This window comes from Malikia granosa, assembly GCF_002980595.1.
In the GTDB taxonomy this organism is placed as follows: Bacteria; Pseudomonadota; Gammaproteobacteria; order Burkholderiales; family Burkholderiaceae_C; genus Malikia; species Malikia granosa.
In genome coordinates this window covers 20,920-33,453 of record NZ_PVLQ01000030.1, presented here as the reverse complement: position 1 = coordinate 33,453, position 12,534 = coordinate 20,920, and the positions used below count along the sequence as shown (strand labels likewise).

Here is a 12,534-nt window from a genome sequence, read left to right as displayed (position 1 = left end):
TTCTGCTAGAGGGTTGACAAGGAGGTAGGCGCCCGATCGCCAGGCGCATACGCCGATCAGTGTATGCTGTTATTCTCTTTTTGGCATTTGATGCCAGAGATACCTTGACCTGCTGGGAGATGGACTGATGCATAGCCTTCGTGTGTGGGACCTGCCCACCCGCCTGTTCCACTGGCTGCTGGTGGCTGCCGTGATCGGTCTGGTCGTCAGCGGCAACCTGGGGGGCTCGTGGATGAACTGGCATTTCCGCCTGGGCCATGCCGTGCTGGCGCTGCTGCTGTTTCGCCTGCTGTGGGGCTTTGTCGGCGGCTACTGGTCGCGCTTCGCGCAGTTCAGCTACTCGCCGCTTACCTTGTGGCGCTACCTGCGTGGCCAGTCCAGGCCGGAGCACGAGCTGGGCCACAGCCCCACGGCGGCCCTGTCGGTGTTTGCCCTGCTGCTGATCCTGCTGCTGCAGCTGGCCTCGGGCCTGCTGAGCGACGACGAGATCGCCTTCAGCGGGCCCTTGTCGCGCTTCGCTCCGGCCGAATGGGTCTCGCTGGCCACGGCCTACCATGCCGAATGGGGCAAGGCCATTCTGATCGCCTGGGTGGCGCTGCACCTGCTGGCCATCATCTACTACCAGCTGTTCAGGAAGGTCCCGCTGGTGGCCGCGATGGTCAGCGGCGACAAGGCCACCGACCTGGAGCAGCCCGCCGCCAAGGACGGACTGCCCCAGCGCCTGCTGGCCTTGGCGCTGGCGCTGGGCTGCGCCGCGCTGTCGGCCTGGGTGGCGTCCCTGTGACCGATAGGCAGCTGCAAGGCCCTGGCTGATCGCCGCCCGCAGGCAGGCCTGGATCAGGTCAGCGCTCGATGGCTTTGGCCTGGCCTGCTCATGCGCGCAGTGCGTGCACGTGGTGCTCGAAGTGCTCGGCCAGGAAGCTGGCGATGAAGTAGTAGCTGTGGTCGTAGCCGGGCTGGCGGCGCAGCGTCAGCGGGTGGCCGGCGCGCTCGCAGGCGGCCTCGAGCAGCTCGGGGCGCAGCTGGGTGGCGAGGAACTCGTCGGCCTCGCCCTGGTCGACCAGCAGCGGCAGCTTTTCCGTCGCGCGGCCGATCAGCTCCACCGTGTCCCAGTCCTGCCAGCCGCTGGGCTCATCGCCCAGGTAGGCGGCAAGCGCCTTCTGGCCCCATGGCACCTGGCTCGGCGCCACGATGGGCGAGAAGGCCGACACGCTGCAGTAGCGCCCCGGATGGCGCAAGGCGGTGACCAGCGCGCCATGGCCGCCCATGGAATGGCCGAAGATGCCGCGCCGATCGCTGGCCGGGAAATGCTGCTCGACCAGCGCCGGCAGCTCCGCGGCCACATAGTCCTGCATCCGGTAGTGCGGCGCCCAGGGTTCCTGGGTGGCGTTGACGTAGAAGCCCGCGCCCTGGCCCAGGTCGTAGGCCGGGTCGTTGGCCACGCCTTCGCCGCGCGGGCTGGTGTCGGGTGCGACCAAGATCAGCTGGTGCCGCGCGGCATGCTGCTGCGCGCCGGCCTTGGTGATGAAGTTCTGCTCGTTGCAGGTCAGCCCCGAGAGCCAGTACAGCACCGGGCAGCGCTGGCCCGCCAGCGCGGCCGGCGGCAGGTAGACCGCCAACCGCATCTTGCAGCCCAGCGTGGCCGAGTCGTGCTGCCAGACCTCCTGGCGCCCGCCGAAGCTGGCGTGCTGTTCGATCCGTTCCATCGCCGCGCTCATCCGTAGTGGACCACCGAGCGGATCGACTTGCCCTCGTGCATCAGCTCGAAGGCCTCGTTGATGCCAGTCAGCGGCATGGTGTGGGTGACGAAGGGTTCGAGCTGGATGCGGCCGGCCATCGCGTCCTCGACCATGCCGGGCAACTCGCTGCGGCCCTTGACGCCGCCGAACGCCGTGCCCAGCCACTTGCGCCCGGTCACGAGCTGGAACGGACGGGTGGAGATTTCCTGCCCTGCGCCCGCGACGCCGATGATGACCGACTGGCCCCAGCCGCGGTGCGCGCATTCGAGCGCGGCGCGCATCACGTTGACGTTGCCGATGCACTCGAAGCTGTGGTCCACGCCCCAGCCCGTCATCTCGACGATGACCTGCTGGATCGGCTTGTCGAAGTCCTTCGGGTTGATGCAGTCGGTGGCGCCGAAGGTGCGCGCCAGGTCGAACTTGCCCGGGTTGGTGTCGACCGCGATGATGCGGCCGGCCTTGGCCAGCTTGGCGCCCTGGATCACGGCCAGGCCGATGCCGCCCAGGCCGAACACCGCGACCGTGTCGCCTTCCTGCACCTTGGCGGTGTTCTTGACCGCGCCCAGGCCGGTGGTCACGCCGCAGCCCAGCAGGCAGACCTGCTCGGGATTCGCGTCGGGGTTGACCTTGGCCAGCGACACCTCGGCCACCACGGTGTATTCGCTGAAGGTCGAGCAGCCCATGTAGTGGTAGATCGGCTCGCCCTGGTAGGAAAAGCGTGTCGTGCCGTCCGGCATCAGGCCCTTGCCCTGGGTGGCGCGCACCGCGACGCACAGGTTGGTCTTGCCGCTCTTGCAGAACAGGCATTCGCCGCATTCGGCGGTGTAGAGCGGGATCACATGGTCGCCAGGCTTGACGCTGGTCACGCCTTCGCCGACCTCGACCACGATGCCGGCGCCTTCATGGCCGAGCACGGCCGGGAACACGCCCTCGGGGTCGTCGCCCGAGAGGGTGAAGGCGTCGGTGTGGCAGACGCCGGTGTGCGTGATCTTGACCAGCACTTCGCCCTTTTGCGGCGGTGCGACGTCGATCTCGACGATTTGCAGGGGTTCTCCGGCCTTGAAGGCCACGGCAGCACGGGATTTCATGAACGGTCTCCGTAAAGAGGAAGGGTGAGTGAAAGGCGAAAGAGGAAGCAATAGCCAGGCCAGCCGGGGCGGCTCACTTGAGGTAGGAGCGGATCAGGCGCATGAGCTGCTCGATCTCGGCCTCCATGCCGGGCCTGGCATCCTGGGCCTGGCCGAAGGTCTCGCGCAGATGGCTGTCGAGCACCTCGGCCATCAGCCCGTTGGCCGCGCCGCGCATCGCGGCGAGCTGCTGCAGCAGCGAGCCGCAGTCGGTGCCGGCCGCGACGGCGCGCTCGAGCGCCTCGGCCTGGCCACGGATGCGGCGCAGTCGGGTGATGACGCGCTTCTTTTCCTCGGGTGAATGGGGCATGGCAAGTATGGATGCTATGTACTGGGGGGTAGTATATTGGCGAACGCCGGGCAGGGCAACTGCCCCGCTGTCGCCAGCTGGCGCGCTGGGGGCGCTGCCGTGGCCAACCTGGCGGCTGCGCCCGCCGGCCATGGCATCGGACCGGCGCTGGAGCGGGGGCTGATGGATGACTTGTTTTCCTGGCGGCAAATCGAAATCAATTCATCGCCTGCCTATAATGGAAATAGGCGACTCAAGTTTCGCCTGACTGAGAAATCCGGCTGTTTCAGGAAAATCATGAAACTTCCCATTTGAAAAAACACGCTATGAGCATTGCAGAACCAGACCTTTCGCCGCTGGCGCCTTTCAAGGTTCGCATCTTCAGGCATCTATGGGCCACCTGGCTGGTAGCGAACCTGTGCATGTGGATGAATGACGTGGCGGCCGCCTGGATCATGACTTCGCTCACCACCTCGCCAATCTGGGTCGCCCTGGTGCAAAGCGCCGCGACCCTGCCGGTTTTCCTGCTCGCATTGCCCAGCGGCGCGTTGGCCGACGGGCTGGATCGCAAGAAGTATTTCATGCTGACGCAGATCTGGATTTCCGCGGTGGCGTTTGCGCTGGCGCTGGTGACCTTCCTGGACCTGCTGAGCCCGCAGCTGCTGCTGGCGCTGGTATTTGCCAACGGCATCGGCCTGGCGATGCGCTGGCCGGTCTTTGCCGCCATCCTGCCGGAGCTGGTGGGCCGGCCGCAACTGCCGGCTGCCCTGTCCCTCAACAGCGTGGCGATGAACATCTCGCGCATCGGCGGTCCCTTGATGGCCGGGGCCATCATTGCTGCTGCGGGATCGGCCTGGGTGTTTTCGCTCAATGCGCTGCTCTCGCTGCTGGCAGCGCTGGTGATCGCCCGCTGGAAGCGCGAGCACAAGCCCCATCCCCTGGGACGCGAGCCGATCCTGAGCTCCATCCGGGTCGGGGTCCAGTACATTGCCCAGTCGCCGCCGCTGAAGAATGTCCTGCTCAGGATCTGGCTGTTCTTCTTCGGTGCCTCCGGCCTGGTGGCCTTGCTGCCGCTGGTCGCGCGCGGCATGCAGGGCGGCGGTGCCGAGGCCTTCACCCTGCTGCTGGCCGCCATGGGAATCGGCGCCATCTTGTCGACCACGCTGCTGCCCCGCCTGCTCAAGCGGTTCCAGCGCGACGGCCTGGTCCTGCGCGCGGCGGCCTTGCAGGCCTTGACGATGCTGGTGATCGCGCAGACGGACAAGCTGTGGCTGGCCCTGCCCGCGATGGTCTTGTCCGGCATGACCACGGTCACGGTGGCCAATGCGCTGACCGTCGCGTTCCAGCTCGCATTGCCCGACTGGGTGCGCGCCAGGGGGATGTCCGCCTACTTCATGACCATGATGGGGGCGGGCGCCTGTGGTGCCGCGCTCTGGGGCCAGCTGGCCGCCTGGTCCGGCATCTCGCTGAGCGTCAGCGTCGCGGCGCTGACGGGCTTCTGCCTGCTGGCCCTGGTGATGCGCCTGCTGCCGGATTCCGCGCCGGTGGGGGACCTGAGTCCGAGGCGGATCTTTGCCGTGCCGCAACCCCCCGAGCCGCCGGCGAAGGGCCAGGTCGTCATCAGCATCGAATACCAGGTGGAGCCGGCGGCGGCGGCCGATTTCCGTCAGTTGATGCTCGAGGAGAGTCGCCCGGCCAGGCTCAGGCAGGGGGCGGTCTCGTGGCAGCTGTTGCATGACATCAGCGATCCGGGCCGCTTCGTGGAGGTGACGGTCGAGCGTTCCTGGACCGATCACTTGCGCCGCTTCGAAAGGACTACCGCGGCCGATGCCGAGCTGCACGAGCGAAAGCTCGGCTACCACCTGGGTGGCGAGCCGCCCCGCATCTCCCGCTATCTGCTCGAAACGAGCGCCTGAGCCGGGCGAGCGATGCCGGCGGCCCCGGGGCTGGAGGGCGCCGGCCGGGCCGGCATCAGGACCGGTGTCAGGGCTGGGACAGCTCGGCCTTGCCCTGCATCGTCAACCACCCCTCGTGGTCTTGCGACCAGAGCCGCACCGTTTTTCCGTCCCCTTCCGGCTGGCCATTGACACGCAGCGCATGCAGGTCGAACGTCGGGCGGACTGCCTTGAATTCAAAGCGCCTGATGAAGGAACCGGGTGCATTCCGGCGTACCAGGTCGAGCAACAGGGTGGCAATCAGGGGGGCATGAACCACCAGGCCCGGATAGCCCTCCACATGGTTGCAATAACTGCGGTCGTAATGAATCCGGTGGCCGTTGAAGGTCAATGCGGAATACCTGAACAGCAGGACCGGATCGGCATATATTTCCCTTTGCCAGGCCGCGCCGGTTTCGGCGGCAATCGGGCTGGGTGCCAATTCGCCTGCGTGGGCTGCGGCCCGGTAGACAATATCGTGGATTTCCGTCATGGCAAGACCATTGCCATTGAAGAATTCATGCCTGACCTGGACGAAGACCAGATCGCCGCTATTGCCGGTCTTGTGCTTGACGCTTTCGATGCGCGAGACGCGCTGGACCGAATCACCCACGCGCAGCGGATTCGATTCCTGCCATTCGAATTTTCCACCGGCCCACATCCTGCGCGGCAGTGGCACCGGAGGCAGGAAGCCGCCGCGCTTGCAATGGCCATCGTCGCCGGTTTCCCTTTGCAGATGGCGCGGCAGGAAATAGAGCCAGTGCCCCAGGGCCGGCACGGGACTGCCCTCGGTGGCCAGCTCGTCCTCCCGGTCCAGCGTGGCGCTCAAGCCATGCAGCGGCGCGGCGACGATCACGTCATGCAGGGTTTCGGTCCTGCCGACCCATTGCTGGAGTCGGGACAGGGTCTGCGGGTTGAGGGTCATGGGGTCTGCGGGATCGGCTGGCATGGGGTCCTCCATTGAAGCGGGTGGCGTGTAGCGGGTCGGGGTCGCTCGGGTTGCCAGGCCGGGGTGGCCGGAGTAGCCGGGCGGGTGCCGGCCAGGGGCTGGCGCGTTCAGACCAGGCCCCAGTAGGAGCCGCCGTCGAGCTGGAGATTCTGCCCGGTCATGAAGCCCGCGTGCTGGCTGCAGACAAAGGCGCAGGTGGCACCGAACTCCTCGGGCTTGCCAAAGCGGCGCGCCGGCAGGGTGTCGGCGATCAGCTGCCTGGCCTGGTCGCGGTCGATGCGCTTGTCCTGCATCAGCTTCTGGGCCATGAATTCCTGCCTTGGCGTATCGAAGCGTTCGGGCAGCAGGTTGTTGATCGTCACGCCATCGGCGATGGCCTCGCGCGCCAGCGCCCGCGACAGCGCGGTGAGTCCGGCGCGCGCGGCGGTCGACAGCCCCATGGCGGCATGGGGCGTCTTGACCATCGCGGAGGTGATGTTCACCACCCGGCCGAAGCCGCGCGCCCGCATGCCCGGCAGGACGGCGCGCAGCAGCAGCGCGGCGCTGACCAGGTTGCTCTGCAGCGCACTCGACCAGGCCGCCTGGTCCCAGTCCTCCAGCTGGCCGGGAGGCGGGCCGGCATTGTTGTTGACCAGGATGTCGGGCTCGGGGCAGGCCGCCAGCAGGGCGGCACGACCCGCCTCGGTATCGAGGTCGGCCACTACCGCCAGCACGGCGGCGCCGGTCTGCTCGCGGATCGACTGCGCCGCCCGCTCGAGTTTTTCCGCCTGCCGACCGTTGAGATAGACGCTGCATCCTGCCTGGGCCAGGGCCAGCGCGCAGGCATATCCCAGGCCCTGGGAGGAGGCGCAGACGAGGGCTTTGCGGCCCTGTATTCCCAGATCCATCATCCAGCTCCCGGTTCAGTGCGGCGCGGTTCCCGCTGACTGCAGGTCGGCAAAGCTGCGCTTGTCCTGCACCAGTTGTTTGAGCAGCGGCGCCGGCGTCCACCAGTAGCCGTATTGCTCGTGCAGGCGCTCGATCTCGGCCAGCACCTGGTCGAGCCCGATGCGGTCGGCCAGGTACATCGGGCCGCCATGGTGGGCCGGGAAGCCGTAGCCGGTCAGGTAGCTGATGTCGATGTCGCTGGGCCGGATCGCCACGCCGAGCTCGAGCAGCTTGGCGCCCTCGTTGATCATGCCGTAGAGGCAGCGCTGCAGGATCTCCTGCTCGCTGATCGGCTGGCGGCTGATGCCCATGCGGGCCGATTCCTCGACGATGAACCGCTCGAGCTCGGGGTCGCGCTGCGGCGTGCGGTCGCCCGGCTCGTAGCGGTACCAGCCCTTGCCGGACTTCTGGCCCAGCCGGCCCAGGTCGCACAGCTTCATGATCAGGTCGTTCCAGCGCCGGTCGGTCGGCCGCGTCGCCATCTGCGCCTTGCGCGTCTGGTAGCCGACGTCGTTGCCCGCCATGTCGTGCACCGCGAAGATGCCCATGGCATAGCCGAACTTCTTGAGCGCGGCATCGACCTCGTGCGGCAGCGCGCCGTCCTCGACCGCGAAATGGGCCTCGCGGGTGTAGTTGCGGAACAGCGCGTTGCCGATGAAGCCGGGATAGATCCGGGCCAGCACCGCGATCTTGCCCATGCGCCGGCCCAGCTCCATCAGCGTGGCGATGACATCGGGCGCGGTCTTGCTGCCGCGCACCACCTCGAGCAGCTTCATGACATGGGCCGGGCTGAAGAAATGCGCGCCCACCACGTCCTGCGGCCGTTGCGTGACGGCGGCGATCTCGTCCACGTCCAGGCCCGAGGTGTTGGTCGCCAGGATGGCGCCGGCCTTGCAGTGCTGGTCGAGCTGGCGGAAGATGGACTGCTTGAGGCCCATGTCCTCGAACACGGCCTCGATCACCATGTCGGCGTCCTTGACGTCGGCCATGTTTATGCTGCCGCTGATGAGGGCCAGGCGCTGGTCCATCTGCTCCGGGCTGAGCTTGCCGCGCTTGACCGTGGTGGCGTAGTTGTCCTTGACGCGGGCCAGGCCGCGGTCCAGCCCCTCCTGGTTGGCATCGATCAGCGTGACCGCGATGCCAGTGTTGGCCAGCGCCATCGCGATGCCGCCGCCCATGGTGCCGGCGCCGATCACCGCGACCTTGTTGATCGGGCGCAGCGGCAGGTCGGCCGGGATGTCGGGAATCCTGGCCGCCTCGGCGGCGGCGAACTTGGCGTGGGCCTGGGCGCGGGCCCGGTCTTCATCGCTGACGTGAAACAGGTCGTAGCTCATGGTGGTCTCCGGTTCAGGCCTGGTTTTCCTGCAGCTTCTTGGCCTTGCCGTCGACGAACTCGCGCAGGCGGGCTTCGGCTTCGGGCGGACGCGCGCGCGCGGAGTTGAGCTGCTCCAGGAACAGGCCGTCGTCGTGCGACAGGTCCTGCACCCGCGGCAGCACGTTGATGATCATCCAGTTGGTCTCGAGGCTGTTCTTGCCGATGCGCTCGGCGATGGCCCGCGCCTTGTCCAGCGCCTGGCCGGCCGGCACGACGTAGCGCACGATGTGCTCGCGCTCGGACTCGGCGGCGTCGAGCAGGCGGCCGGTCAGCATCATGTCCATCATTACCGTGGTGCCGACCACGCGCTGGATGCGCACCGTGCCGCCGCCGCCGACGAAGATGCCGCGCTGGCCTTCGGGCAGGCCGCAGACCACGGTCTCGTCGGCCACGCGCACATGGGCCGCCATGGCCAGCTCCAGGCCGCCGCCGACCACCGCACCGTGCAGCGCGGCGACAAACGGGATCGGGCCGCGCGCGATCAGGTCGAACACCTCGTGCCAGTTGTGGCGGCGGCGCTTGCGCGGCGCCTTGATCTGGCCGGTGGCGCGGGCCAGTGCCTCGGCCAGGTCGAGCCCGGCGCAGAAGTTGCTGCCCTGCCCGTAGAGCACGGCCACGTCGGCTTCCTCGTGGGCGCGCAGCACGGCGGCGCGCAGTTCGTCGACCAGCGGGTCGTTGATGGCGTTGCGCTTGTCGGGGCGGTTCAGGCCGATCAGGGCGATGTTGCCGTCGAGCTGGTAGGTGATCAAGGGGGTGGTCATGATGTCTCCGTGGTTTTATGGTTGGCGGTGGGGCCGTTGGCCAGCCCCGGTTGTCATGTTCGGTTGCGTGTGCCGGCCTTACAGGTCGAGCACCAGCCTGGCGCTCCTGGCGCCGGAGCAGCAGACCATCATGCGGTCGTTGGCGGCGCGTTCGCTGTCGCTCAGCACCAGATCGCGGTGGTCGGGCTGGCCTTCGAGAACCTTGACCTCGCAGGTGCCGCAGACGCCTTCGCGGCAGGAGTAGGGCGGCTCGGCGTTGATCTCGATCAGGCAGTCCAGGATGGTCTTGCCGGCCGGGATCTGCAGCGTCTTGTGGCTGCGCGCCAGCTCGACGCTGAAGCCGCCGTCGGTGGCCGGTGCCTCCTTGGCCGCGAAATATTCCATGTGCACCCGCTCGGCAGGCAGGCCGGCGGTGGCTTTCTCGTAGGCCTCGAGCATCGGGATCGGGCCGCAGCAGTAGACATGGGCGCCGGTCGGCAGGGCGGCGACGATGGCCGCCAGGTCGAGCATCCGGCCGCCGGGTTCCTGGTCGAAGTTCAGCACCACCCGGCCGCCCTGGCTGCCGGCTGCGCTCTCGAGCCAGTCCAGGAAGCCGGCGTGCGCCCGGGTGCGCGCGCTGTAGTACAGGGTCCAGGGCGTGCCCAGCGCCTGCGAGCGGGCGATCATGGACAGCATCGGGGTGATGCCGATGCCGCCGGCAATGAAGACATTGTGCGGGGCGGATTCGTCGAGCGGGAAATGGTTGCGCGGGGCGCTGATCGCCAGCTTGTCGCCCACGCGCAGCTGCTCGTGCACATGGCTCGAGCCACCGCGGGACTTGGCATCGCGGTTGATGCCCAGGCGGTAGCGCTGCGTTTCGCGCGGGTCGTTGAGCAGGGAATAGCTGCGGATCAGCTCGCCCTTGGGGGTCGGCAGGTGCAGGTCGATGTGCGCGCCAGCGCTGAAGGCGGGCAAGCGGGTCGCTGGCGGCAGCGGTACCAGTTCCAGGCTGACGATGCCCTGGGCTTCGTAGCGCATGGAGCGGACAAGGACAGTCAGGTTGGAGAGGGCGGTCACGGGAAACTCCAGTTAGTCTAGAAGTAGGCGGTCACAGGTCGATCACGTCCAGCGCTTCGATCGCCACGCCGGTGGCGGCCTGGTGGGCCTGCTGCACCCAGTCGGGCTGGCCGGCGTGGAAGATGAAATGCCGCAGCAGCCGGGCCCACTTGGGGTGGCGCTGGTACTCGGCCAGGGGCAGGCCTTGCAGGAAGAAGTCGCGCGAATCGCTGGGCAGGAATACCCGCTGGTTGGCCAGCGGATCGCGCAGCACCCCCTTGGGGTCGCGGCCGGCCTGCACGGCGTCGATGTCGTTGAACAGCTGGCGCCGCAGCAGCGCAATGCCGCGGTCGCTGGCGCCCAGGTTTTCCTGGGTCCGGTCGGCGACGCGGCCCTGGCCGACCCAGGCCACGATGTCCTGGTTGATCACATGGCTGGTGATCCAGCGTCCGTCCGGCTCGCGGATGGGCGCGGTCCAGGTCGGAATGCTGGCCTGCACATAGGGTTCGGCCTCGCGCGGCACCCGGATGAAGGACCAGGTCACGCTGAGCGTGTTCTCGTCGTCCACCGGCACTCGCCATTCGAAATGGTCGCCCAGGAAGAAGCCGTTGGGCCACAGGCAGACCCGCCCGATGGTCCACAGCGGATGCTGGTCGCTGGTGTCTTCCGAGATGCGCTTGTAGACGAAGCCATGCTCGAATTCCTCGAACGCCAGCTGCAGGTGGCTGGGGGCATAGCCGCCGGTGTGGCCGCGCAGGCGGCGGCTCCAGTTGGCATGCATCCATTCGAAATGCACCGGATCGATCGAGTTTTCCTGGGTCTGCAGCCAGTTGCACGGCACCTCGGCAAACACCGCCTGCACGAAGCCATTGCTCCAGTGGAAGGGCTCCCAGTCGGGCAGTTCGGGGGCAGGCTGCGGTCCCAGGTAGGCCCACAGCAGGCCCGCCTTGGCCTGAACGGCATAGGCCTTGAGCCGGATCTGCTGGCGCAGCTTGGACTGCGGGTCGACGCGGTCCTCGAACGGCGCGGCCACGCAAGCGCCCTGGGCATTGAACTGCCAGCCATGGTAGTTGCAGCGTATGCCTTCGGCCTCGACGAAGCCGTAGCTCAGGTCGGCGCGGCGGTGCGCGCAGTGGCGGTCGGTCAAGCCGTACTGGCCGCCCAGGTCCTTGAACAGCACCAGGTCTTCGCCCAGCAGTCGCACTGGCTTGATCGACTGGCGCTCCAGCTCGTCGACACCGGCAATCGGGTGCCAGTGCCGGCGCAACACCTCGCCCATCGGTGTGCCGGGGCCCACCTGGGTCAATTGACGGTTCTTTTCGCTGCTCAACATGGTACGGGTCCGGCTAGGTACTGGCTGGCTCTCATTCCGGCTTGAAGCCGGAGGCCTTGATGATGGGTTCCCAGTGGGCGAGTTCGGCGCGCTGCAGGGCGTCGAGTTCGGCGCCATTGCGGAACACCGGGTGCACCAGCAGGCGCTGGCTCATCACTTCCTTGACCTCGGGCAGCTGCAGCACCTGCTGGATGGCTTTTTCCATGCGCTGCACTTCGGCCTTCGGCGTGCCGGCCTTGGCCCAGATGCCGGTCCAGCCCTCGCCCGAGGTGACGTCGATGCCCTGTTCGGCAAAGGTCGGGATGTCGGGCATCAGCGGCGAGCGCTCCTTGCTGAAGACGCCGATGATCCGGATCTTGCCCGCGCGGTGATGGGCCATCATGCCGTCGAGCAGGCTGATGGCCGAGGGCACATGGCCGCCGACCAGGTCGGTCACCATCGGCGGCGAGCCCTTGTAGGGCGTGACCGGCAACTCGATGCCGGCAGCCTTGGCGAATTGCACCCCCAGGAAGGCGTTCTGTCCGCCCAGGCCCGGCGTGCCGTAGCTGGCCTTGCCCGGATTCTTCCTGACCCATTCGACGAACTCGCGCGCATTGTTGACCCCCAGCTTGGTCGCCACCCCCATGCCCAGCGGGTAGGACGCGAAGCTGGCGACCGGGACGAAGTCCTTCAGGATGTTCCATTTCAGCTGGTCCTTGAACACCAGCATCTGGAAGGTCGGGGTCGCGTTGGGCGCCACCATGAAGGTCAGGCCGTCGGCTGGCGCCGCCAGCAGCATGTCGGCTGCCATGCGTCCGCCCACGCCAGGCTTGTTGTCGACGATGACGGGCTGGCCCAGCAGGGTGGGCAGCTTGTCGGCCACGGCGCGGGCGATGGCATCGGTGGCGCCGCCAGGCGGGAATCCGACCAGGATGCGGATCGGCTTGGGCTGGGCCAGCACGGTCTGGGGCAAGGGCAGCAGGGCGCTGCCAGACAGCAGGAGCTGCCGGCGATTGAGCTTCATGGGTGTCTCCTCTTGGGGGGGAAGCGCTTGGGGCACGGCACGACCCCCGGCCTCTGGTGGGC

General features: G+C 67.6%; 13 protein-coding genes. 3 read left to right on the top strand and 10 right to left on the bottom strand.

The features are described from left to right. Positions 1-127 precede the first annotated feature (127 nt). Positions 128-784, top strand: coding sequence for a cytochrome b/b6 domain-containing protein (locus C6P64_RS09405; protein WP_105748306.1), 657 nt, complete (start codon positions 128-130; stop codon positions 782-784). A gap of 88 nt (positions 785-872) precedes the next feature. On the opposite strand, the gene fghA is transcribed toward C6P64_RS09405, so the two are convergent. The 3 genes from fghA to C6P64_RS09390 form a co-directional block, all read right to left on the bottom strand. Then, complete coding sequence (gene fghA, locus C6P64_RS09400; RefSeq protein ID WP_105748354.1) at positions 873-1,706, bottom strand: S-formylglutathione hydrolase; 834 nt, start codon at positions 1,704-1,706, stop codon at positions 873-875. A gap of 8 nt (positions 1,707-1,714) precedes the next feature. Beyond that, complete coding sequence (locus tag C6P64_RS09395; RefSeq protein WP_105748305.1) at positions 1,715-2,827, bottom strand: S-(hydroxymethyl)glutathione dehydrogenase/class III alcohol dehydrogenase; 1,113 nt, start codon at positions 2,825-2,827, stop codon at positions 1,715-1,717. A gap of 73 nt (positions 2,828-2,900) precedes the next feature. Next, the gene (locus C6P64_RS09390) at positions 2,901-3,176 is read right to left on the bottom strand and encodes a metal/formaldehyde-sensitive transcriptional repressor (protein WP_105748304.1); all 276 of its coding nucleotides are present in this window, start codon (positions 3,174-3,176) and stop codon (positions 2,901-2,903) included. Between the two features lie 99 nt (positions 3,177-3,275). Here C6P64_RS09390 and C6P64_RS17940 point away from each other — a divergent pair, with 99 nt between their 5' ends. Together C6P64_RS17940 and C6P64_RS09385 are read left to right on the top strand one after the other, a co-directional pair. Continuing rightward, entirely contained in the window at positions 3,276-3,470 is a 195-nt protein-coding gene (locus C6P64_RS17940; protein ID WP_146115890.1) for a hypothetical protein, read from the top strand. 11 nt (positions 3,471-3,481) lie between these two features. Next, positions 3,482-5,071 (top strand): MFS transporter, encoded by a 1,590-nt coding sequence (locus C6P64_RS09385; RefSeq protein WP_105748303.1) that lies wholly within the window; start codon positions 3,482-3,484, stop codon positions 5,069-5,071. Between the two features lie 67 nt (positions 5,072-5,138). On the opposite strand, the gene C6P64_RS09380 is transcribed toward C6P64_RS09385, so the two are convergent. The 7 genes from C6P64_RS09380 to C6P64_RS09350 all read right to left on the bottom strand — a co-directional run bounded on the left by C6P64_RS09380 (position 5,139) and on the right by C6P64_RS09350 (position 12,472). Further along, positions 5,139-6,038, bottom strand: a complete 900-nt coding sequence (locus C6P64_RS09380; RefSeq protein ID WP_105748353.1) for an HTD2 family dehydratase — start codon at positions 6,036-6,038, stop codon at positions 5,139-5,141. A gap of 107 nt (positions 6,039-6,145) precedes the next feature. Further along, the gene (locus tag C6P64_RS09375) at positions 6,146-6,925 is read right to left on the bottom strand and encodes an SDR family oxidoreductase (protein ID WP_105748302.1); all 780 of its coding nucleotides are present in this window, start codon (positions 6,923-6,925) and stop codon (positions 6,146-6,148) included. Between the two features lie 15 nt (positions 6,926-6,940). Then, positions 6,941-8,299 (bottom strand): 3-hydroxyacyl-CoA dehydrogenase, encoded by a 1,359-nt coding sequence (locus C6P64_RS09370; protein WP_105748301.1) that lies wholly within the window; start codon positions 8,297-8,299, stop codon positions 6,941-6,943. A gap of 13 nt (positions 8,300-8,312) precedes the next feature. After that, positions 8,313-9,101 carry a crotonase/enoyl-CoA hydratase family protein gene (locus tag C6P64_RS09365; RefSeq protein ID WP_105748300.1) on the bottom strand — a complete coding sequence of 263 codons (789 nt, stop codon included), beginning with the start codon at positions 9,099-9,101 and terminating at the stop codon, positions 8,313-8,315. 78 nt (positions 9,102-9,179) lie between these two features. Continuing rightward, positions 9,180-10,157, bottom strand: a complete 978-nt coding sequence (locus C6P64_RS09360; protein ID WP_245911688.1) for a PDR/VanB family oxidoreductase — start codon at positions 10,155-10,157, stop codon at positions 9,180-9,182. Positions 10,158-10,188: 31 nt separating this feature from the next. Next, entirely contained in the window at positions 10,189-11,469 is a 1,281-nt protein-coding gene (locus C6P64_RS09355; protein ID WP_105748298.1) for an aromatic ring-hydroxylating oxygenase subunit alpha, read from the bottom strand. Positions 11,470-11,500: 31 nt separating this feature from the next. Continuing rightward, entirely contained in the window at positions 11,501-12,472 is a 972-nt protein-coding gene (locus C6P64_RS09350; protein ID WP_105748297.1) for a Bug family tripartite tricarboxylate transporter substrate binding protein, read from the bottom strand. Between the last annotated feature and the right edge of the window lie 62 nt (positions 12,473-12,534).

Coding starts and splice junctions, on each gene's coding strand:
- C6P64_RS09405 (WP_105748306.1), top strand. CDS start 128: ATGCATAGCCTTCGTGTGTGGGACCTGCCCACCCGCCTGTTCCACTGG.
- fghA (WP_105748354.1), bottom strand. CDS start 1,706: ATGGAACGGATCGAACAGCACGCCAGCTTCGGCGGGCGCCAGGAGGTC.
- C6P64_RS09395 (WP_105748305.1), bottom strand. CDS start 2,827: ATGAAATCCCGTGCTGCCGTGGCCTTCAAGGCCGGAGAACCCCTGCAA.
- C6P64_RS09390 (WP_105748304.1), bottom strand. CDS start 3,176: ATGCCCCATTCACCCGAGGAAAAGAAGCGCGTCATCACCCGACTGCGC.
- C6P64_RS09385 (WP_105748303.1), top strand. CDS start 3,482: ATGAGCATTGCAGAACCAGACCTTTCGCCGCTGGCGCCTTTCAAGGTT.
- C6P64_RS09380 (WP_105748353.1), bottom strand. CDS start 6,038: ATGCCAGCCGATCCCGCAGACCCCATGACCCTCAACCCGCAGACCCTG.
- C6P64_RS09375 (WP_105748302.1), bottom strand. CDS start 6,925: ATGGATCTGGGAATACAGGGCCGCAAAGCCCTCGTCTGCGCCTCCTCC.
- C6P64_RS09370 (WP_105748301.1), bottom strand. CDS start 8,299: ATGAGCTACGACCTGTTTCACGTCAGCGATGAAGACCGGGCCCGCGCC.
- C6P64_RS09365 (WP_105748300.1), bottom strand. CDS start 9,101: ATGACCACCCCCTTGATCACCTACCAGCTCGACGGCAACATCGCCCTG.
- C6P64_RS09355 (WP_105748298.1), bottom strand. CDS start 11,469: ATGTTGAGCAGCGAAAAGAACCGTCAATTGACCCAGGTGGGCCCCGGC.
- C6P64_RS09350 (WP_105748297.1), bottom strand. CDS start 12,472: ATGAAGCTCAATCGCCGGCAGCTCCTGCTGTCTGGCAGCGCCCTGCTG.